The sequence below is a fragment of the Planctomycetota bacterium genome (assembly GCA_039819165.1).
Lineage (GTDB): Bacteria > Planctomycetota > Phycisphaerae > Phycisphaerales > UBA1924 > JAHCJI01.
Genome location: JBCBSM010000001.1, coordinates 82,087 through 102,605 on the forward strand (window position 1 = coordinate 82,087; position 20,519 = coordinate 102,605).

General features: G+C 69.6%; 17 protein-coding genes and 1 tRNA gene. 7 read left to right on the forward strand and 11 right to left on the reverse strand.

The genetic code is table 11. The features are described 5' to 3' along the window. Positions 1-41: 41 nt before the first annotated feature. Together AAFX79_00300 and AAFX79_00305 are read left to right on the forward strand one after the other, a co-directional pair. A complete protein-coding gene (locus AAFX79_00300; protein ID MEO1006989.1) occupies positions 42-3,776 on the forward strand; it encodes a PDZ domain-containing protein in 3,735 nt (1,244 codons plus the stop codon). A 171-nt stretch (positions 3,777-3,947) separates the two neighbouring features. Continuing rightward, positions 3,948-4,535, forward strand: a complete 588-nt coding sequence (locus AAFX79_00305) for a hypothetical protein (protein ID MEO1006990.1) — start codon at positions 3,948-3,950, stop codon at positions 4,533-4,535. Between the two features lie 19 nt (positions 4,536-4,554). On the opposite strand, the gene AAFX79_00310 is transcribed toward AAFX79_00305, so the two are convergent. From AAFX79_00310 to AAFX79_00320, 3 genes are all read right to left on the reverse strand, one after another. Beyond that, a complete protein-coding gene (locus tag AAFX79_00310) occupies positions 4,555-5,115 on the reverse strand; it encodes a PepSY-associated TM helix domain-containing protein (GenBank protein MEO1006991.1) in 561 nt (186 codons plus the stop codon). 73 nt (positions 5,116-5,188) lie between these two features. Next, a complete protein-coding gene (locus AAFX79_00315) occupies positions 5,189-5,713 on the reverse strand; it encodes a DinB family protein (protein ID MEO1006992.1) in 525 nt (174 codons plus the stop codon). Positions 5,714-5,772: 59 nt separating this feature from the next. Then, positions 5,773-6,180 (reverse strand): hypothetical protein, encoded by a 408-nt coding sequence (locus AAFX79_00320; protein MEO1006993.1) that lies wholly within the window; start codon positions 6,178-6,180, stop codon positions 5,773-5,775. Between the two features lie 82 nt (positions 6,181-6,262). On the opposite strand from AAFX79_00320, the gene AAFX79_00325 reads away from it, so the two are divergent. The 3 genes from AAFX79_00325 to AAFX79_00335 all read left to right on the forward strand — a co-directional run bounded on the left by AAFX79_00325 (position 6,263) and on the right by AAFX79_00335 (position 8,607). Next, on the forward strand, positions 6,263-7,234 hold the full coding sequence (locus tag AAFX79_00325) for a hypothetical protein (protein MEO1006994.1): 972 nt from the start codon (positions 6,263-6,265) through the stop codon (positions 7,232-7,234). A gap of 95 nt (positions 7,235-7,329) precedes the next feature. Next, positions 7,330-8,031: an MBL fold metallo-hydrolase gene (locus AAFX79_00330; protein MEO1006995.1), complete on the forward strand. Its 702-nt coding sequence runs from the start codon at positions 7,330-7,332 to the stop codon at positions 8,029-8,031. A 102-nt stretch (positions 8,032-8,133) separates the two neighbouring features. Continuing rightward, positions 8,134-8,607, forward strand: coding sequence for a BLUF domain-containing protein (locus tag AAFX79_00335; GenBank protein MEO1006996.1), 474 nt, complete (start codon positions 8,134-8,136; stop codon positions 8,605-8,607). A gap of 11 nt (positions 8,608-8,618) precedes the next feature. Here AAFX79_00335 and AAFX79_00340 read toward each other — a convergent pair whose 3' ends face one another. The 3 genes from AAFX79_00340 to AAFX79_00350 all read right to left on the reverse strand — a co-directional run bounded on the left by AAFX79_00340 (position 8,619) and on the right by AAFX79_00350 (position 12,660). Then, positions 8,619-9,944 (reverse strand): GC-type dockerin domain-anchored protein, encoded by a 1,326-nt coding sequence (locus AAFX79_00340; protein MEO1006997.1) that lies wholly within the window; start codon positions 9,942-9,944, stop codon positions 8,619-8,621. A 4-nt stretch (positions 9,945-9,948) separates the two neighbouring features. Further along, positions 9,949-12,243 (reverse strand): trypsin-like peptidase domain-containing protein, encoded by a 2,295-nt coding sequence (locus AAFX79_00345; protein ID MEO1006998.1) that lies wholly within the window; start codon positions 12,241-12,243, stop codon positions 9,949-9,951. Positions 12,244-12,588: 345 nt separating this feature from the next. Next, a tRNA-Asn gene (locus AAFX79_00350) sits at positions 12,589-12,660 on the reverse strand. 128 nt (positions 12,661-12,788) lie between these two features. Between AAFX79_00350 and AAFX79_00355 the strand changes: the two genes are divergently transcribed. Further along, the gene (locus AAFX79_00355) at positions 12,789-13,577 is read left to right on the forward strand and encodes a hypothetical protein (GenBank protein MEO1006999.1); all 789 of its coding nucleotides are present in this window, start codon (positions 12,789-12,791) and stop codon (positions 13,575-13,577) included. A 46-nt stretch (positions 13,578-13,623) separates the two neighbouring features. On the opposite strand, the gene AAFX79_00360 is transcribed toward AAFX79_00355, so the two are convergent. The 4 genes from AAFX79_00360 to AAFX79_00375 are packed head-to-tail and all read right to left on the reverse strand — an operon-like array spanning position 13,624 to position 16,886. Beyond that, a complete protein-coding gene (locus AAFX79_00360; protein MEO1007000.1) occupies positions 13,624-14,286 on the reverse strand; it encodes a CoA transferase subunit B in 663 nt (220 codons plus the stop codon). A 38-nt stretch (positions 14,287-14,324) separates the two neighbouring features. Further along, positions 14,325-14,615 (reverse strand): hypothetical protein, encoded by a 291-nt coding sequence (locus tag AAFX79_00365; GenBank protein MEO1007001.1) that lies wholly within the window; start codon positions 14,613-14,615, stop codon positions 14,325-14,327. Beyond that, the gene (locus tag AAFX79_00370) at positions 14,612-14,893 is read right to left on the reverse strand and encodes a hypothetical protein (protein ID MEO1007002.1); all 282 of its coding nucleotides are present in this window, start codon (positions 14,891-14,893) and stop codon (positions 14,612-14,614) included. The genes AAFX79_00365 and AAFX79_00370 overlap by 4 nt, the downstream gene beginning before the upstream one ends. Further along, the gene (locus tag AAFX79_00375; GenBank protein ID MEO1007003.1) at positions 14,883-16,886 is read right to left on the reverse strand and encodes an ABC-F family ATP-binding cassette domain-containing protein; all 2,004 of its coding nucleotides are present in this window, start codon (positions 16,884-16,886) and stop codon (positions 14,883-14,885) included. The genes AAFX79_00370 and AAFX79_00375 overlap by 11 nt, the downstream gene beginning before the upstream one ends. A 163-nt stretch (positions 16,887-17,049) precedes the next feature. On the opposite strand from AAFX79_00375, the gene AAFX79_00380 reads away from it, so the two are divergent. Beyond that, positions 17,050-18,939 carry a PDZ domain-containing protein gene (locus AAFX79_00380; protein ID MEO1007004.1) on the forward strand — a complete coding sequence of 630 codons (1,890 nt, stop codon included), beginning with the start codon at positions 17,050-17,052 and terminating at the stop codon, positions 18,937-18,939. Here AAFX79_00380 and AAFX79_00385 read toward each other — a convergent pair. Further along, a complete protein-coding gene (locus tag AAFX79_00385; GenBank protein MEO1007005.1) occupies positions 18,936-20,405 on the reverse strand; it encodes a phosphoglucosamine mutase in 1,470 nt (489 codons plus the stop codon). The genes AAFX79_00380 and AAFX79_00385 overlap by 4 nt on opposite strands. Positions 20,406-20,519: the final 114 nt, after the last annotated feature.

Genomic DNA, 20,519 nt, shown 5'->3' on the forward strand with positions numbered 1-20,519 from the left:
AGAGTGGGGTGATTTCGATGAGGGGAAGTCGCAGGATACTCGTGGCGCTAGCCGCGCCGTTGCTGCTCGCGACGGCCGTGCCGACGCCGGCCCAGGACGCCGGACGGGATACGGGCCCGGATGCGAGCCAGCCCGAGCCGACGCTCCGGGACAGCTGGGTCGAGCAGCTCCGCTGGCGGTCCATCGGCCCGGCGAACATGGGCGGCCGCATTGTCGACCTGGCGGTCTACGAGGACGACCCCAGCATCTGGTATGCCGCGACCGCGTCGGGCGGCATCCTCAAGACGGTCAACAACGGCACGACATTCGAGCACCAGTTCGACGACCAGAACACGGTCTCGATCGGCGACATGGACGTGGCCGCGACCGATCCCGATCTCGTCTGGGTCGGCACCGGCGAGCAGAACCCCCGCAACTCGGTCTCGTTCGGCGACGGCGTCTACAAGTCGACCGACGGCGGCGCGACCTGGGAGCACAAGGGCCTGGAGGAGACCTTCCAGGTCGGCAAGGTCATCATCCACCCCGAGGACCACGACATCGTGTACGTCGGCGCGATGGGCCGGCTGTGGGGCACCAACGAGCAGCGCGGCCTGTTCCGCACCACCGACGGCGGCGATAGCTGGGAGAAGATCCTCTACGTCGACGACACCACCGGCGTCATCGACATGGCGATGCACCCCGAGGACCCCGACGTCATCCTGGTGGCGATGTGGGAGCGGCAGCGCGACGAGTTCGACACCAACGACCCCGCCAAGCGGTGGGGCCCCGGCAGCGGGCTGTACCGCACCGACGACGGCGGCGACACCTTCGAGGAGATCACCGACGGCCTGCCATCGGTGGACATGGGCCGCATGGGCCTCAGCTGGTCCCGCAGCAACCCCGATGACGTCTACGCGCTCGTGGATAGCGTCAAGATCGGCGGCGGCATCGCCAACCCCGGCTTCATGGGCATGAGCGGGAGGGATGCCGAGGCCGGCGCCCGGTTGACCTCCATCACCGACGATGGCCCCGCCGCCGAGGCGGGCCTCGAGGTCGGCGACATTGTCGTCGGCATCGACGACGAGCGGATCGTCTCGTACGACACGCTACTGTCGGCCATCCGCATCCGCGAGGCCGGCACCGACGCGGTCGTCGAGGTCGTCCGTGATGGCGAGCTCATGGAGTTCGACATCACCTTCGGCGAGCCGCCCGAGCCCAACGAGACGCCCTTCACGAGCGATCTGGGCGGCCAGCGGGAGGACGTGCACCACCTGCAGGGCGACGAGGGCGTCGACACCGGCGGCCTCTACAAGTCGACCGATGCGGGCAAGACCTGGACCAGGCTCAACAGCATCAACCCCAGGCCCATGTACTTCAGCAAGGTCTACGTCGACCCCAGCGACGATGACTACCAGTGGGTGCTGGGCATTCGGCTGGCCAAGAGCGAGGACGGCGGCGAGAGCTGGTCCCGCAACGGCGCGCCGGGCGTCGTCCACGTCGACCACCACGCCCTGTGGATCAACCCCGACGACGGCGAGCACATCATCCTCGGCAACGACGGCGGCATCTACGTCACCTACGACCGCGGCCTGAACTGGGACCACCTCGACCACGCCGCCATCGGCCAGTTCTACCACGTCACCGTCGACAACCAGCCGCTGTACAACGTCTACGGCGGGCTGCAGGACAACGGCTCCTGGGGCGGCCCCAACCGCACGCGGACGTCCGAGGGCACGTACAACACCGACTGGTTCCGCGTGGGCGGCGGCGACGGATTCATCTGCCGCGTCGACGCCGATGATCCGAACCAGATCTACTACTCGAGCCAGAACGGCGGGCTGGCCCGCGTGCACTTGCTCACCGGCGAGCGGCGGGGCCTGCGGCCACGGGCGCCCCGGGGCACGCGGTACCGCTGGAACTGGCAGACGCCGCACATGCTCAGCCATCACAACCCCAAGATCTACTACACCGCGGGCAACGTGGTCTTCCGGTCTTTCCACAAGGGCGACGACCCCAAGGTCATCTCGCCCGAGATCACCCGCACGCGTCGCGGCGCCGCGACGGCCTTCGACGAGTCGCCGCGGGACGCCGACCTGCTGATGGTCGGCACCGACGACGGCGCCCTCTGGGTCACCCGCGACGGCGGCGAGAACTGGCAGAACATCCTGTTCCCCTACGACGAGACTGCCTTCGCCGAGGAGAACGAGGGCGACGAAGAGGGCTCCGAAGAGTCTGCGGACGAATCGGAGGGCGAAGCCGCGGAGCCCGCCGAGGGCCAGCGTGGCCAGCGTGCGGGCCGGCTCGCGCAGCTGCTCGAGCGCGTCGACGCCAACGACGACGGCAGGATCCAGCGGAGCGAGATGCCCGAGCGGATGCAGCGGATGTTCGATCGGCTCGACGCCAACGACGACGACGTGATCGACGCGAAGGAGATCGAGCAGGCCGCCGGCCGGCTCCGCCAGGAGGGCGGAGCCGATGCCGAGCGACGGGCCGAGCGCCGCCTGGTGCCCGAGGCGGGCTCGGACGACGTCGCCCAGCCCGAGACGCCCCAGGGACCCATCGACGGCGAGTGGATCGCCGAGCTGCAGGGCGAGGCCGCCGGCGGCGATCCGTTCACTCTCGACTTCAAGGACCTGGAGGAGGGCGCACTCCGCGTCTCCATCCGGTCGACGAACCTCGACGCGGACACCGAGGGCGGCAGCTTCGATGCGGACACCGGCCGCTTCCGCTTCGAAGTGAGCGGGCAGATCGGCCGCGTGGTCGTCACCGGCACGCTCGCGGAGGGAGCCATCACCGGCACCGTCGAGGCGACCGACGTCGGCTTCGCCGCGCCCTTCAAAGCCACGCGGGCCGGCGGCGAAGCGACGGAGCAGCCGGAGGGCCCCACGCTGGCGAGCTTGGTGCCCGGCCCGCGGCGCGTCAGCAGCATCGAGTGGTCGAGGTTCGAGACCAACCGCGTCTACGTCACCCTCGATGGCCACTACTACGACGACGACGCGCCGCACGTCTTCGCCAGCGAGGACGCCGGCAAGACCTGGCGCTCGCTGCGGGCCAACCTGCCCGACGGCACGACCCGCGTGATCCGTGAAGACCTCGAGAATCCCGACCTGCTCTACCTGGGCACCGAGTTCGCGCTCTGGGTCTCGATCGATCGCGGCCGGAGCTGGACCAAGCTCAACAGCAACCTGCCGACGGTGGCGATCCACGAGGTTGCCCAGCACGTCACCAGCGGCGAGGTCATCGTCGCCACGCACGGCCGCAGCATCTGGGCTCTGGACGTCACGCCGCTGCGGCAGTTCAGCGCCGAGCGGAGCGACGAGCCGGCCTGGCTGTACGAGCCCAACGACGTGATCCGCTGGCGGCTCACGGGCTCGCGGGGCCGCGGCGCCAGCCGCTGGTTCGCCGGCCAGAACCCCGGCTCGAGCGCTCAGATCTTCTACTCGCTCGGACGGGCGCAGCGGGACCTCGAGCTCACGGTGTACGACGTGGGCGGCAGGCTCGTCCGCGAGCTCTCGGTGCCGAGCACCGAGCCCGGGCTGCACCGCGTGTCGTGGGACCTCCGCCGCGAGCCGCCGGCGGGCCAGCAGGGCCGCTTCCGGCGCGGCCCGCTCGTGCCGCCAGGCGCCTACCGCGTCGTGATGTCCCACGGCGACTCGCGGGTCGGCCGCAACCTCGTCGTGCACGGCGACCCGACCGTGCCCGGAGGCGCCTTCGCCACCGAGGAGTTCCTCGCCGAGCTCTACGCCGACGAGGAGGACGAGGCCGGCGGCGACGAGGACGAGGGCCGGGCCCGGTAACCCCAGCGCCTCCGCCCCGGCCGCGAGTCCACCTGCGCGAGTCGTGCGGGCCGGGAGTGCGAGGCGCCGCGGGCAATCCGGGTCGTCCGGGTCCTCGTCATCTCGCCCGGCCGGACTACCGATGCCCTGTGCAACGGGGCGGCCGCACCGTCCCGCTCCAGGGGGCCGGCGATGCGCGAAGGGATCGGCCGCGACGTCCGTTGCCGCGGCTTCGTGAAGATTGCCTGCCTCGTGTGCGTCGTGCTCGGCCTGGGCATCCTCGCGCTGGCGACCAAGACGGTCGTCGGCGCCGTGCAGGCCCACGCCGCGGAGGTGCAGGCGGTCGACGGGCTGTCCGTCGTCGTCGATCCGCTGATCGCCGAGGATGCCCTCACCGAGGCGATCACGGATGAGCCGGCACTCCTGGGACGCATCGTGCTGGCCGACCGCGAGACCGGCGTCGTCGAGCACGACCTGTGGTCGCAGTTGCCCGACGAACTGCGGACGGTCAATCCCGACGAGGTCCGCACGGCCGTGCTCTACCGCCGCTGGCAGATGTCCGTGGGCACCGCCGGCGGGGGTGATGGGATGGATGGCGGCACGGCCTTCCGCATCGCCTACGACGTCGTGATCGTCCGCGTCGATACGCGGACCATCATCGCCCGCCACACCATCGTGGGCGACGAGCCCGCGATGCACGCCGGCTTCAACGCCGACGTCTGGGGCCCCGATCCCTGGGCGGACATGATCGCGTGGATCGACGGCTTGCCTCGTCGGTAGCCGCGGATCTCGGAGCTGGCTACGACGCCGGCGGAACGCCGCGGGCGGCCCGGGTTCGGCGGCCGCGGCGGCGGGCGCCGATGGGCAGCCACCACAGGTAGATGCCCGTGAGCCAGAGCGCCAGCAGCACTAGCCCGCTCGGCAGGAAGACCGCGAGCTTGGCCCAGTCGCCGAAGAACGCCCCGTCGTGCAGGCTCTCGATGAGGTCCGATCGCCGGTAGGCCGACTGCAGCACCTCGCCCGTTGCGGTGTCGATCTGGACCTCCCAGCGCGAGTTGGCCCGCACCTTCACGATGCCCTTGCCCGGCCGCACGTCCAGGCGATCGACGTCCTCCCAGGTGGCGATGCCGGCCTCCTCTACGGTGCGGGCGGCCGCGAGGATGGCGTCGAAGGAGATCTCCGGGTTCGGCGAGCTGCCACGCGCCGTCGGCGGCTGCACCCAGTCGGACTGCTTCTTGACCTGCAGCAGCACGCCAGAGGCGATCACCAGCAGCAACGGGAGCGCGATGGCGATCGAGCCCCAGCGGTGCAGCGTGCGGCTCCACTTGTTCCACAGCTTCGTTGTCGTGCGCCGTGCCATGCACCGCGATGATACAGCCTGCCGGCCGGGCCGCCGACGCCGCTCCGGTTCGTGAAGTCCCGATTCCCGCGGGTTATGCGGTCCATTCGCCGGCGTAGCGGCAGTCGTAGCCGGCCGCGTCGCGGAGCACGATCTGGTGCAGCCGCTTGACGATCTGCCGCGCGTGCAGCAGGTCGTGGTCGGTCCACGAGGCCAGCAGGTCGCCCGCCCGCAGGTCGCCCCTCGGATGGACGTAGGCAACGTCCCAGTCGGGCGCCGCGATTGACCGCAGCCAGGCGATGCTGTCCCGGCGTTCGCGCTCGAGGCCCGACAAGAGATCCGCGGGGTCGGCCTCGATGTACCGCTCCTCGCGGACCGACGCCTCGGGGTCGATGGGCGGCCATGGCTCGCCGGGCGATTCGAGCGTCAGCCGCAGGCGATGGCGGAAGTCGACGCGCTCTTCGTGCAGCAGATGGCCGACGACCTCCACGATCGCCCAGGACTTCGGATCGGGCCGCCAGCGCCAGTCGGCATCGGGGAGCCCCGAGACGAGCGCGTCCAGCCGCATCGGGAAGGCGGAGAGGCGGTCGACCAGAGATTGCGCAACGGCCTGATGCATCTGTCTTTGGCTATCGCGACCCGCGTATGGCCATCGCGATCAATGCCGCGGCGACCCGATCATGCCGCGCCGCGGCGACCCTTCTTCAGCTCGAGCACGCCGGTGACCACGCTGGCGATCAATGCGATGCACGCGGCGATGAACACGCCGAAGAAGTCGCCCTCCAGCCCGACCGGACCGACGACGTGGCTGCCGATGGCGCCGACCATCATCACGGCGGCCAGCCCCGCGCCGGCGATCGCCGTCCGGGGGATCAGCAGCAGCACGATGGCAACGATCTCGGCGGCCGCGATGCCGTACACCGCGGCCTGGCCCCCATAGCCCTCGAGAGCCTCGACCAGCGGCTGGCTCTGCTCGCGGAGCACCAGCTTGGGCAGCCAGCCGGTCACGCTGAAGATCGCGACGACGAGGATCTTCGTGATCCACCGCACGATCTTGGCGGGCATGGGCTCTTGCGTCGTGGCCATGGCTATTCCCTTCCCGAGCCCGGTCCGGGCCCTCGATGCGGCGGGGGTCCTAGCGGCAACCCGCCCGTTTGTATACTAAGCGGTGGAGGAGCCGTCCGCACCGCTCGAAACGACTACTGCCTGCGGCGGCACGCCCGATGCGCATGCGGTGCGTGTCGCGCGGTTCACCGAGGCCGCCCGCGCCGCACGCTCGGCGGCCGAATGGCGGGACGCCGCCGAGTTCCTGCTGTCCGACCAGCCCTGCGTCTTCCACCGCAACCTCGAGATCTCCGCCGCGTACGCATGGATGTACCTCGACCAGCCACGCCTGTTCAAGTGGGCGGGCATGGCCGCCTTTGCGTCGTACCACGCCCGGTTGCTGCTTATTCCCTTCAAGCTCAAGACGACCGCCGCCGGGGCCGTCCGCGATGAGATCGAGCCCAAGGAGGCCGGCGGCGACCAAGCGAGCACGAACGCCCGTGCGCGTCGATGGCTCGGCGTGGCGATGGAGGACGTCGAGCTCATCCGCCAGACCAACAACGCCATCTTCCGCGACATCTTCTGGGCCCACGCCGCCTACCGGGGCACCGCCGAGGGCTTCGAGCGGGTCCGCAAACTCATCACCTCGGAGGAGGATCGGCCGATGCTCCGAGGCTTCGAACTGATCGAGCGCGGCCGCCGGCTGCGGGACGACGATGCCCGCCGGGCGCAGCGGTTCATCCACGCGGGCAACATGCGGCTGCTGTGGCACGAACAGAGCCGGGTCGTGCAGCCGCGGTTTGGCCGGCTGTCGGATCGCTTCGCGCAGCTCGTGTCGGTGGGTTCGTCGCTGGATTTCGAGGCCGACCGCCTGCGGCACCGCCTTCTGCAGACGATGAGCTTCTACCTGTTCATGCTCGCGAGGCGGCCCAACGTCCTGATCCGCACGCGGTCTCTGCCGCGGATCAATAGGCTCGAGCACCGCTGGTGCTGGGCGGCCACTCGGGTCGCGGGCACCTTCGAGCGGCTGGAGGCCGAGGCCGGGGGCGAGATTCTCCGCGACCGGCTGCGTCGCATCGTCGAGGCCGCGGGCTAGACACTCGAGGCCACCCGGGTGCATGCCGGGGCCGTACGCTGCTCGGCGAGATGCCGCCGGTGGCATCCCAAACCCGCCGCCCTCTGGAGCTGCGCATGAACGCACAACGACTCGTGCTGCTGGGCCTTCTGATCGTCCCGTTGCTGGCCCTTGCTTCGGGGTGTGCGGGGCCCACGGTGGCCGGCACGGCGCCGGACTCCTTCCCGCGGGTCGTGGTGCTCGCGCACGGCTACGTCGAGCCGATCGAGGGCCGCAACCCCATCCCCGGAAGCGACGACGGCGCCCGCCGAGTCGCGAGCACGGTCGTGCTCATCGAGGCCGCGGGCGCGGTGATCGTCGCGGATCCTGGCATGGTGGCCGACCGCGCGATCATCGTCGATGCGCTGCGGGCGGAGGGCATCCTGCCGCGCGACGTCACGCATGTCTTTATCAGCCACCACCACCCCGACCACACGCTCAACGCAGCGATGTTCCCCCGGGCCGCCGTCGTCGATTTCTGGGGCGTCTACCAGGATGATCTCTGGGAGGACCATCCGGACCACTTCGAGATCGCGCCCGGCGTCCGCGTCGTCCGCACGCCCGGCCACACGCACGAGGACGCCAGCCTGCTCATCGAGGCCTCCGACGGCACCTACGCCATCACCCACCTGTGGTGGAACGAGCAGATGCAGCCCGAGGTCGATCCGCTCGCCGAGGACGCCGAGGCGATGGAGGTCCATCGCGACATGATCCTGCGCGAGGCCGACTGGATCATCCCGGGCCACGGCCGCATGTTCCGCAATCCGTCGCGGGGGTAACCGGCGGGCCTGCGGCCAGACAATCGGACCTCCGGTCGGGCCTTGGCGTCGGCGGAGCGGTAGGATCCTCTGGCCTTGGCCGGCCAGTACCGGAGGACGAGCATGCCGCCCACGCGTCCGCTCTTCCATCTCACCTACGTCAGCCACCGGGCGACCGGCGTCACCGACGACGACGTCATCGATGGCATCGTGCTCCCCGCGATGGCCAAGAACTACCGCCTGGGGGTGACCGGCTGCCTGTGGTTCGGCAGGGAGCGATTCGTGCAGGTGCTCGAGGGCGAGCGCGCGACCGTTGAGGACCTCTTCGACGCCATCCGCGTCGACGAGCGGCACTACTCGGTCGATCTGCTGGGGACCGAGCCCATCGCCGAGCGGAACTTCGCGCGATTCAGCATGCGGACGATCGCCAGCGATGCACCCGAGTCGATCGCCACGCTCATCCGCGAGGCTTCCGAGCGGCCGCCCGGACCTGCCGTAGCGTCCGAAGCCTTCCGATGCCTCGTACGCCGTGCCATCGCGGATCTAGCGGCGTGGCCGATGCGGGGCCATGTCCCGCCGGCATCGGGCACGATCTAGGTCGGCATGCGCTACACGCAGCCGGCATCGAACTCATTCTGGAACGCCAAGAAATCGAACAGCGTCAGCATGCCGTCGTCGTCGAAGTCGGCGGCGAGGTCACCCGCATCAAATGCGTTCTGGAACGCCAGGAAATCGAACAGCGTGAGTTCGCCGTCGCCGTCGACATCGGCGCGGCAGGGCGTGCCCGGTGCCGGGACGAGCACCATGGCATCGGAACGAACGGCGTCGCCCTCGGCGAACACGCCGATGTAACCCCAGGCCTCGTCGTATCGGAGCAGCGTGCCGTTGAGTGCACTCGATACGACGTGCGTGCCATCGTCGAGCGTCACCCAGTCCACGGGGCCGTTCATTGGTGCGCCTCCGTTGCGGAGATCGACGGTGCGAATCATGTCGCCCGTGTCGATGGCGTGCTCGGTCAGCGTGTTGCTTCCGAAGTTGACGGTGAGAATCGAATCGCCATCGCCGGAAATCGCGGCGCCCCACGGACGGTTCAGGCCGTCGCCGGTGACCAGCGTCGACTTCGCCGTCCCGGAGCCGCCGTCGAAGACGCGATATTCGTTACGCAGCCAGTCGCCCACGATGACGTCGCCCGAGGGCGCGAAGAGCACCGCCTCGGGGACGGCCATTCCGGTGATGAAGTCATCGATGTAATCGCCCGTCTCGGCGTCGAAGCGGAACACGGTGCCGCTCCGACCATCGGAGACATACAGCCGTCCGTCGTGGATCGCCAGCCCGGCGGGTCCGACCATGGTCGGATGGGCCGCAAAGTCGCCGAGTGGCACGCCGGTCCCGAGGTCGTAGCGGTGCACCTTGCGGCTGAGATCTCCGGAGACCAGGAGATCGCCCGCGGGGCTGATAGCGATGCCCAGCGGATCGTTCACGCCGCCGGCGCCGGCGTCGATCACGTCGCCCAGGTAGGTGCCGTCGAGGTCGTATTTTCGGACCGTATCAGCGCCGCCATCGGTGACGAGCAGGAACTGGGCAGCGGCAAGATCCGCCGTACAGGCCAGAACGACCCACACTAGAACGATACGAAGCGGGTTTGACATGGTGCTCCCCGGGTGCTCGGCGACCTGGAGAGCGACATGCTCCGCGCGGCCACGCTGCTCGGGGCATGCTACAGGCAGCACCGCATCCGGTTGCAGAACTACGGCGGAGCCAGGCAAAACTGCCGTCGACGAATATGCGGTTCGATCCGTTCCAGCCACACGTACATAGAGACTGCACTCTTGAACGCTCGTTGGTGGCCAGCTTGCTGGTTCTGGATACACGACGCCGTCGACTATGACCACGGCGCATGCGGGCGCGGCAATGCTGTCCCCTGCATTGTACAAGCCGTCACGGATCGTGTGGATTCGCCATGTCAACGACTTGCTTGACGACGTCCGCGGGCAGGACCAGCAACCAGCCGGGCCGATGCCACGCGATGGCGATGCCGAGGAGGCGTCCCTCCCGGTCGACGACGGGTCCTCCGCAGAGCGATGCGTTGGAACTCGTCATGATCCCGAATGCATCGCGAAACCCGGTGTACCGCAAGCTTTGGCCGGCGGGGTGGGGATAGAACGCCGGGGCGAGTTGCTGCAGCACGGTCATCGTTCGACCCTCGCGGATGATGTCCAGCGCGACGGTGTCCCCGGCGTTCACATCCAGATCGTCGTTGGAGTCCGACAACAGGGCCCAGCAGGACTTCGCGGTCGGCGTGGGTCGTCCCTCGAGGCCCTGGATTATGTCGCCGGTCTCCAGCATCCCCGATGCCAGATCCTGGACGCCGTCGAATGGCGAAAATTCGACAACCTCGGTGACGCGTGGGCCGTGCAGACCATCTTCGAGGTGAACCCGAAGGAAGCCCCGTTCCCGGTCGTACGATCGCTGCGGCACCGCGATGCATCCGATGGCCGGCTTCGGATCGCCGGTGGCGGTCGCGACTAGCGATCCGACGACGGATCCGACTGCGGAGTAGCGAGCATCCTCAAGTTTCAAGAAGGATGGGACCTGGTCGTCGATCCGCAGCACGGCAAGGTCGTGGCCGCGGATGCGCACCAGGACGCGTGCGGCGACCTCCCGGCCGTCGGGCAGCCGGCAGCGTGGGGCCGCAGGCAGCGTGCTCGCCTTGGTGACCAGCAGGCGTGGCCCGACGAGCGTGCCGAGCGCGACGGGCTCATCTTCTGCCAGGATCGAGACGACGGCTCCCAAGGCCTCGGCCGAGGCCTTGTCCAACGCGGCTTCGATGGCGTGGGCGTGTGGCGTCGATCTTTCCCGGAAGCTCGCCCGCAACCCCTTAGAGAGCCGCTCGATCAGCTCGATCCGCGTGTGTTCCGACGCATCGTCCGAATGCCGGATGTGGATGCCGATCAGCCGCCCCCGGGAATCGAACAATCCTCCGCCGCTATCACCGCCCACCATCGGCGTTGACGAGAACACCGAGAACGATGCGCGCTCGTTCCCATGCGCGATGCGTCCCTCGTGCATGCTCGGGTCGTGCTCCGAGAGCGGCAGTCCCCCGAAGCCGAGGGCGAAGCAGTGGTCTCCCGGCCGTGACTGCGCCGTGTTGCCCGTTTCGACGTACTCGAAGGGCCCGTCCTCGGGTCGGAGCTGCACCAGGCCGACGTCGGTAGGAAACTGAAGTCCCAAGACTTCGCCAGCCAGATCGCGGCCGTCGGGGAACGACACCGTGACCGCCGTCCCCGGCATGAAGAAGTGGTGCGCACAGGTTGCGATGAGCCCGTCGCGGCGGATGACCGTTCCGCTGACCCTCATCTGGTTCTGCCACGATTGCTCGGATGCCTGCGTGCGCCGAATGCGGACGGACGCGGCGGTGGCCCGCTTCTTGGCCTCCTCCGAGATCGGTGGGGGTTCTTTGGCGTCGCGCGGCTGGTCGTTCTCGATTGGCCCAAGATCGACCCTCTTGCCGTCCCGGAGCGTGTTCAGCGTGGACTCGATATCCGTTGTGCTGGCAAATCCCCACCCGAAATCCCGCTGTCCCGAAGAGAACGACGCAAGGCCCACGAGCCGGCCGCTCAGATCGAACGCCACGGGCCTCAAGTACGAGCCGAGGAACACGCCGTTCGTGACGAACCAATGGCCCGCGGCTGCGCCGTCCACGAACTCGATGCTCGGGAGGGGGCGGTCGAGATGCTCGCCGCTCTTGTTGAGGGGATGGCGCAGGACGAGCAGCGGCTGCCCGGCCACGAGTGGCGCCGAGCCGCCAACGGAAACGTGGGGCCATGGCCCCGGCTCCGCGAGACGTGCCAGCCCGTAGCCGCGATCCTTGGACCAGTGCAGGCGAGCCGCCCGTACCGGTCGGCCGTCGGCCAATCGAACCTCTATCTCGCCCGCTGGCACCGGCCCGCTTACCAGCAGTTCACCGGTAGAGGAGACTAGGACGCCGTGGGACAGGACCAGGCCGTTGCTAGCATCGTTGTAGCGGACGCGCACAACGGCCGACGCGACGCGAGCGTAGATGCTGCGAGCGTTCCGCTCCGAGTCCGCCAGCGATTGGTGCGCAGCGCCCGCGTCCTGGGCGACGTCCGCACCCTGGGCCGACGCAACGCCGGTGGCCGCGACGTTCCCGGCGGCGAGCAATCCAGACGAAAAAACGACGGCCATCAAATCGAAGCGGGCTTGTGCGCGCATGGGGACGTACCTCGCATAATGCCGAACCCTCGTCCTCCGCGAGAACACCAAACACGAACGTGGACTGGCCGAGGGGTGCGATTACTCCGTTGGGCGTTGATCCGGGTACGGCGCTCTCCGTCGTAGCCCCATGGGCCAACCGTCCGCTCTGGCGAGCGAACAGAGAGCCGGCGTGGTTGCAATCGAGGGGATCGCTTTGGGGCATCCGCCAACATCCTGACGCGCGAATGCGGGCAGGCCGGCACATCTCTGGCGTTGCCGGGGTCGAGCGCCGATCCGGTGCGCGATCGAGATGATCGCCCGATGCATGGACGGCTCGCGTCCAAGTGGTGCGGGCCCGCCAAACTCCCCGAACAGGACTCGAACCTGTAACCTAGCGGTTAACAGCCGCTCGCTCTACCATTGAGCTATCGGGGATCGGTTCTCCAGCGCGGTGAAAGCCTAACCCGATGATTCCCAGCGTCAAGGACGGGGCCGCACCGTCGCCCCCGACCGGCCGGCGGCCGGACGCCGCCCCGCCCCCCAGCACGGAGTACACCAGGCCCATGCCACGCCTCCCTCGATATCGCTCTACTGCCCGTAGGGGCAACCTGCTCGTTGGCTGCCTCGCCGTCGTCGGCGTCCTCGTGGTGCTGGCGATCATCGGCGCCGTGATCGTCATGATGAACTGGCGGGGCTGGACCGCCTCGGGCATGAAGGCCGGCATGACCGCGGTGGTGCAGCAGAGCGACCTGCCCGCCGACCAGAAGCGCCGCATCATCGTCCAGGTCGACCAGCTCGCCGAGGCCTTCAAGAACAAGCAGATCACGTTCGAAGAGTTCGGCCGGATCGCCGAGGCTCTCGAGGATCACCCGATCCTGCCCATCGGCGTGCTCGAGTTCGTCGAGACCAACAAGCTCCAGGCCTCTTCGCTGAGCGCCGAGGACAAGGCCGCCGGCATCCTCGCCGTGCAGCGGCTGCAGCGCGGCCTGGATGAGCGCACGCTGACGATGGACGACATCCAGCCGGTGCTCGATCCCATCAGCCAGCTCGACGACCAGGGCAACACGACGGTCATCGACAACCCGACGAACGTGCAGCTGCAGTCGTTCATCGAGGCCGCCCAGCAGAAGGCCGACGAGGCCGGCGTCCCCAACGAGCCCTTCGAGGTGGACATCGCCGCCGAGATCGAAAGCCTGATCAACGACACGCTGGGCCGCCAGGTCGTCACCACGCCGCCGCCGGCGGTCGAAGCCGAGGCGACCCCCGCCGCGCTGCCAGAAGCTCCCGCGGACGGCGATCCGGTGGAGTCGCCGGAGGATCCCGCTCCGCCCCCGGCGGAGGGTGGCGGCTAAGCCCGTCGAGATTCGTATCGAGTCGAAGAGGAGAATGCGGGCGGCGTTAGGCCGCCATTTCTCGTACGTCGTCGGCGACCAGGATCTCGGCGGCGGTCTTCTGCTTGACCTCGTCCACCGTTACGCCCGGCGCCAGTTCCGTCAGCACGAAGCGGCCCTTGTCGTGGTCCATCTCCAGCACGCACAGGTCGGTGATGACCATGTCGATGCACCGCTGGCCGGTGAGCGGCAGCGTGCAGGCCTTGACGATCTTGGGCTCGCCCTTCTTGTTGCAGTGGTCCATCGTGACGACGACCTTGCGGACGCCGGCGACGAGGTCCATCGCCCCGCCCATGCCCTTGACCATCTTGCCGGGGATCATCCAGTTGGCGATGTCGCCCTCTTCGCTGATCTCCATCGCGCCCAGGATGCACATGTCGATGTGCCCGCCGCGGATCATGCCGAAGCTCTCGGCGCTGCTGAAGAAGCTGGCGCCGGTGCGGGCGGTCACCGTCTGCTTGCCGGCGTTGATGAGGTCGGCGTCCACCTGGTCATCGGTGGGGAACGGACCGATGCCGAGCAGGCCGTTCTCCGACTGGAGCCAGACGTCCATGCCGTCGGGGATGTGGTTGGCCACGAGCGTGGGCATGCCGATGCCCAGGTTCACGACGTAGCCGTCGCGGAGCTCCTTGGCCGCCCGCCTGGTGATCTGGTCGCGGTCGAGTGCCATGCGGCAGGATACCCGTCCGCGGCCAGCGGCGTGACCGGCTAGCCGATCATCTTCCGCCGCCTCGCGTTCTTGCGGGCGATCCGTGCGATGATGAAGCCGACGATCGACAGCGGCAGCCCCGAGCCGCCGACGATCGCCCATTGGAGCATCCGATCGGCGGCGGCCCTTTCCGGCTCGGCATCCCCGGCCGCACTCTCGGCGAGCGGGTCGGCCAGGGCGCCCTGGATCATCTCGGCGTAGGTCAGCAGCGCCATCAGGAGGCCGGCGGCCATGATGAGCACGCCCAGCGCCATCGCGATGCGTCCCATCCAGCGGAGCAGCGGGCTCACGGCGCATCTCCCGGATGCCGCGCCGCCAGCAGCCGGACGCCTCCGAGGATCGCGATCGCCATGCCCGTGAGCGAGACCAGCGCGGCCACGGCGAGCGTCGCGATCGACAGCGAGCGGAGCTCCTCGAGCGGGAGCCGCGCGGCGCGGGCGCTGGTCACCCCGGCGGCCACGAGCCCAAGCAGCCCCAGCAGCAGCCAGGGCGTGCACGCCACGATGATGCCCAGCTTGATCCGCTGGGCGTGCCTGCGTCTCTCGTTGTGCGGTGCGCTATCCGACACGGTTCAGCCACTCCGATTCCAGTGCGTCCAGCTCGGCCTTGGCACCGTCCCGCTCGGCGTTGATGCCGGCCGCCCGCACCGCGTCCTTCCAGATCTCCGGGTCATCCAGCGTGCGATCGAGCCCCGCCACGGCCCCCTCCAGCTCGGCGATGCGTTCCTCCAGCGCGTCCACCGACATCCACGAGTACTTGCTCTTGCCGGGCTTCGGCCGCGCCGAGCCATTAGTCGTCGGCGTGCGTGCATTCGTGGACGCGGATCGCTCGGGCTTCTTCGGCGCGGCCCCATTGCGGGTCGACGACGCTGCGGGTGCGCGGCTCTCGAGCCACCGGCTCCAGTTGCCCAGGAAGACCTTGACGCCGCCCCTGCCGTCGAACACCAGCAGGTTGTCGCACACCGCGTCCACGAGCGCCCGGTCGTGGCTCACGATGATCAGGGTGCCCTCGAAGGCCCCGCGTTTCTTGGCCGTCGCGGGCGACAGCATCGCCTCGAGCCGCTCGGCGCTGGGGATGTCCAGGTGGTTGGTGGGCTCATCAAGCACTAGAACGTTGCGGCCGCACGCCAGCAGCCCCGCGAGGGCGGCCCGCGCCTTCTCGCCGCCCGACATCTCGAAGAGCGGTGCTTCCTGGCGATCGCCCGAGAAGAGGAACGCGCCGGCGAGGTCCCGCGACTCCTGCTCGCTGAGCGTCCTGGGCCTGTCGGGGCCCTCGTCCTCGTCGGCGATGCGGGCGACCGTCCGCTGGATGTACCGGGGCACGGTCAGCTCGGGGTCCATGTCGTCGCGGCTCTGCGAAAAGTACCCAACCTTCAGCCCCGAACCGTGCTTGACCGCGCCCGCCGTCGGCTCGCGTCGGCCCAGCAGGCACTCGACGAGCGTGCTCTTGCCCGCGCCATTGGGGCCGACGATGCCCCAGCGCTCGCCCCGCGAGATCTTGATGTCCAGGTCGCGGAAGAGCGTGAGCGTGGAGCCGTCGTCCCGCGGGAACTCCATCGCCAGGCCGCTGGCGGTCAGCACGACGTCGCCCGTCCGGGGCGCCGGCGGGATGCTGGGCTCGAAGACCGCCAACTCCACGGGGCGTTCGATGGTCGAGTCGGCGCGGGCTCGTTCGAGGCGGCTCTCGCGGCCCCGCGCCTGCTTGGCCCGCTGGCCCGCCTTGTACTTGTCGATGAAGGCCTGCTCCTGGCGGAACTTGGTCTGCTGCCGCTCCCACGCCTCCATCTGCGTGCGGAGCCGATCGACCCGCAGCGTGCGGAAGGCGTCGTAGCCGCCGGGGTAGGTGATCACGCGGCCGCGCTCGACCTCGGCGACGCGCTGGGCCACCCGCTTGAGCACCGAGCGGTCGTGGGCGATCAGCACCACCGCGCCCTTGAACGTGTCGACGAGGAACTCCTCGAGCCAGATGCGGCCGTGCACGTCGAGGTGGTTGGTGGGCTCGTCCATGAGGAGCACGTCGGGCTCGGTGAGCAGCGCCCGGGCGAGCGCGAGCCGGGCCCGCTGGCCGCCGCTGAGCTTGGCGACCGGCAGCGTGAACTGCGCATCGACGAAGCCCAGCCCGTGCAGCACCTCGTCGATGCGATGGTCGACCGCGTATCCACCGGCGGCCTGGATGCGGGACTCGAGCCGCGCTTGCTCGGCCAGCAGCTTCTGCATGGCCTCGCCGGTGGCGTCGCCGAGCTTCTCGAACACGGCCTCGAGCTGGTGGTGCAGCCGGCTGAGCTCCTCGAAGGCCTCGGCGGCGTGCTCGCGGAGCGTGACGCCCTCGGGCACCTCGGGGGTCTGCGCGAGGTAGGCGATCCGTGCGCCCCGCTGGCGGTTGACCTCGCCGGCGTCGGGCTGGAGCACGCCGGCCAGGATCTTCAGCAGGCTCGACTTGCCCGTGCCGTTGGCGCCGACGATCGCCACTCGCTCCTGCGGCTCGATCGACAGCGCGCACCCCTGCAGGATGACGTCGTCGCCGTAGGACAGCGCCAGGTTGGAGGCCGCGAGTATCGGCACGGGAGCATGGTAGAGGGCACGGCCACCCGCCCCGATCCGGAAGCCCGGCGGGGTGCGGCATCCACCGGGACGGAGGCGGATGGCCCTGGGGGTCGCTCGGTCCAACCATGCTCGGTGGCCATGCCCCGAGGCCGAGGAGGTCCGAGGCGTCCAGGAGGTGCCCATGCCCGCCCGCGTGATCGCGATCGTCGTGCTGCTGCTCGCCCTGCCCGCGTGGGCCCAGCCCTACGGGCCGGACGACCCCAGGTCGGACGTGCGCTCCTGGATCGGCGACGCCCGCACGCGGTACGACGTGGACCTCAGCCGGTCGCGTTCGCAGCTGGTCACCATCACCAAGACGATGCGGAACCTGGAGCGGGACGCCGTCGAGGTCCGGCTGCCCACCTGGCGGCCGGGCCGCTATGAGATTCTGGACCCCGCGGGCACGATCCGCACGATCGAGGGCGTCGACGGCGGCGGGAACGCCGTGCCGCACGAGCGGGTGGACAAGGCGACCTGGCGCTTCCCAACCCGCGGCGTCGACGAGCTGCGCATCACCTACACGATCTACGCCAACTCGATCAACAACCGCACGCGGCACGCCGACGCGACGCACGCCTTCCTGAGTCCGTCGTCCTGCTTCCTGTACACCGACGAACGCCGCGGCGAGCCGCTCTTGGTCGGGTTCCGCAAGCCCCGCGGCTGGAGGGTCTCGACGGGGCTGGATCCCCACCCACTCCTCGACGATACCTTTGCGGCCGTCGACTATGACACGCTGGTCGATAGCCCGTTCGAGGTCGGCGAGCACGACTACACGGGGTTTGTGGTCCGCGGCGTGCCGCACGAGATCGTCATCTGGGGCCGGCACGAGGCCGACCTCGAGGAGCTCGCGGTCGACTTCGCCAAGATCGTCGAGCACCAGGCGGAGATGTACGAGGGCGACGGCCCGCTGCCCTACGGCCGCTACGTCTTCCAGATCCACGTCGGGCCGACGCTGGGTGGCGGCACCGAGCACCTCAACTCGACCATCATGCAGGCCCGGCCGGCCAGCTTCACCGACCAGGGGCGCTACGAGGGCTTCCTCGGGCTGGTCAGCCACGAGATGTACCACGCCTGGAACGTCAAGCGGCTGCGGCCGGCGGGCCTGACGCCCTACGACTACCAGCGCGAGAACTACACCGATCTGCTCTGGGTTGCCGAGGGCACCACGAGCTACTACGACGACCTCACGCTCGTGCGGACCGGGCTGATCGACGTCCGCGAGTACCTCGACCGCATGGAGGGCACCGTGCGATCGACGCGCGCGGCGCCCGGGCTGCTCGTGCAGTCCCTCGCGGGCTCGAGCTTCGACGCCTGGATCAAGTTCAACAACCGGTCGGCCGACTGGTCCAACATCGACGTCAACTTCTACGGCCAGGGCGCGCTCGCGAGCCTCGTGCTCGACCTGTGGATCCGCGAGAACACCGCCAATCGCAGCAGCCTCGACGATGTGATGGCCGAGCTGTACCGCCGGCACCCGCTGGAGTCGGGCGGCTTCACGCTGCTCGACATGGCCGACGCGCTGTCCCGCGTGGGCAACTTCTCGCGGAGCGAGGCGGTGCGGATGCTGGCGGACGTCGCCAACACGCCGGGCGATCTGCCGCTGGAGCGGAACCTGGCGTTCGTCGGCCTCGAGCTGACGCCCCGCGAGCCCGACGACGGCGCCGATATCGGCGTGCGGTTGCGGGATCGCGACGGCTTCGCCGAGGTGCGATCGGTTGTCGATGGCCGCCCCGCCTTCGACGCCGGGCTCATCGCGGGCGACCTGATCGTCGCGGTCGGCACGCTGCGGGCGACCCCGGCCGCCATGGACGACTTGCTCGATCGCACCGAGCCCGGAGACGTCCTGTCGCTGGCCTTCTTCCGCAACGGCGAGCTGCAGACCCTCGACGTCGAGACGGTCGCGAAGCCGCCGAGCGGCTGGGACCTGGACCACGCCGACGAGCCGACCAGGCAGCAGCGCGACGCCTACGAGGCGTGGCTCGGCCTCGGGTGGCCCGGTGATGAGTCGTCCGGCACCGAGTCGGACGGCTAGTTCGGCACGAGGCCGGCCGCCTCGTCGAGTAGCGCCGCGGCGGTCGCCTCGTCGGGGGCCTCGGCGATCAGCCGCAGGATGGGCTCGGTGTTGCTCGCGCGGACGCTGAACCAGGCCCGCTGCTCCTCTAGGTCGACGCGGACGCCGTCCTGCCGGTCGACGCGGCCCCGCGCCGCGAAGGCCTCGGCGACCGCCTCGATCGCCGGTTCGGCGTCGGACTTGCGCGCCAGCGGCTGGGTCCGCTTGATGATCGCGTACCGCGGGATCTCGGCAACGATCTCGCTCAGCGGCCGCCCACGCTGGCACAGCAGCAGCACGGTGAGCGCCATGGCCGACAGCGAATCCCGCACGAAGCAGACGCTCGGCCAGATGACGCCGCCGTTGCCCTCTCCGCCCAGGATGACGTTGTCCCCGGCTTGCATGCGCTCGATCATCCGCTGCACCACGTGGGCCTCGCCCACGGGCGTCCGCTCGACCCGGGCCCCGAAGCGCGCCGCCACGTCGTCGATCATGCGGCTCGTGGACAGGTTGGCCACCAGCACCGCGTCGTCGGGTCGATCGTGCTCGAGCAGTGCGAGGGCCGCGAGCACGAAGGTGTACTCCTCGCCGATGTACGCGCCCGTTTCGTCGACGATGGCCAGCCGATCGGCATCAGGATCCTGCGCGAAGCCCGCGGCCGCCCCGACGCCGGGCACCACCGAGCACAGGCCCCCCGCGCCCGAGAGGTTCTCCCGCGTCGGCTCCGGCGTGTGCGGGAAGACGCCCGAGTTGCCGCAGTGCAGCGGGACCACCCCGCCCAGGTAGTCCAGGAAGGGCACGGCGATGGTCGAGCCCGAGCTGTTCACCGCGTCGACGACGAAGCGCAGCCCGATCGACCCCGTGTCGTTCCAGCGGTCGAGCAAGGCCTCGGGCAGCACGCCGAGCAGGCCCCCGGCTAGGCTCATCCAGTGCTCGTACGCGGCCTCGGCGTGGTCCTCCAGCGGTCGATCGGCGGCGGCCGTCTCCCAGCGGGGTTCGCCGTGGAAGCGTTCGATGATCTGGGCGGCGATGTCGGCGGGCGGCGCGCACGCAAACTCGAAGGGCTCCTCGTCGATGTCCACGCTGCCGGCGAGCAGCAGCTTCAGCCCGTTCCACGCCTGCGGGTTGTGGCTGGCGGTGACGATGATGGCGCCGTCCAGGTCGGCAGCGACGCGGCCGACCGTGGGCGTGGCCGCCACGCCGAGCCGCGTCACGGCGCAGCCCGCACCTAGCAGACCGGCGATGGCGGCCTCGTAGATCGCTTCCCCACCCCGCCGGCCGTCGCGGGCGACCGCAACCATGCCGATGCGGTCTCGCTCGCGGAGCCACCCGCCGAAGGCCGCGGCGTACCGCAGCGCGACCTCGGGCGTCAGGCTCTTCCCGACGATGCCCCGCATGCCGCTGACGCCCAGCATGAGTGGCGCTCCGGTGTCCGTGTGCGGTGCCATAGACGCCGAGGCTAGACGCCGCGAGCCGAGATTTTCCGCGCACGGCCGGACGACCGGCCCGCGGGCGGTGTCGAATGGGTAGCGGCGGAGACGCCGATTCGAATGCTCCAGTCA

What these genes read in the sequence shown, in the direction of transcription:
- AAFX79_00305 (MEO1006990.1), top strand. Translation starts at nt 3,948, where the DNA reads ATGCGCGAAGGGATCGGCCGCGACGTCCGTTGCCGCGGCTTCGTGAAG.
- AAFX79_00310 (MEO1006991.1), bottom strand. Translation starts at nt 5,115, where the DNA reads ATGGCACGGCGCACGACAACGAAGCTGTGGAACAAGTGGAGCCGCACG.
- AAFX79_00315 (MEO1006992.1), bottom strand. Translation starts at nt 5,713, where the DNA reads ATGCATCAGGCCGTTGCGCAATCTCTGGTCGACCGCCTCTCCGCCTTC.
- AAFX79_00320 (MEO1006993.1), bottom strand. Translation starts at nt 6,180, where the DNA reads ATGGCCACGACGCAAGAGCCCATGCCCGCCAAGATCGTGCGGTGGATC.
- AAFX79_00330 (MEO1006995.1), top strand. Translation starts at nt 7,330, where the DNA reads ATGAACGCACAACGACTCGTGCTGCTGGGCCTTCTGATCGTCCCGTTG.
- AAFX79_00335 (MEO1006996.1), top strand. Translation starts at nt 8,134, where the DNA reads ATGCCGCCCACGCGTCCGCTCTTCCATCTCACCTACGTCAGCCACCGG.
- AAFX79_00345 (MEO1006998.1), bottom strand. Translation starts at nt 12,243, where the DNA reads ATGCGCGCACAAGCCCGCTTCGATTTGATGGCCGTCGTTTTTTCGTCT.
- AAFX79_00355 (MEO1006999.1), top strand. Translation starts at nt 12,789, where the DNA reads ATGCCACGCCTCCCTCGATATCGCTCTACTGCCCGTAGGGGCAACCTG.
- AAFX79_00360 (MEO1007000.1), bottom strand. Translation starts at nt 14,286, where the DNA reads ATGGCACTCGACCGCGACCAGATCACCAGGCGGGCGGCCAAGGAGCTC.
- AAFX79_00380 (MEO1007004.1), top strand. Translation starts at nt 17,050, where the DNA reads ATGCCCGCCCGCGTGATCGCGATCGTCGTGCTGCTGCTCGCCCTGCCC.
- AAFX79_00385 (MEO1007005.1), bottom strand. Translation starts at nt 20,405, where the DNA reads ATGGCACCGCACACGGACACCGGAGCGCCACTCATGCTGGGCGTCAGC.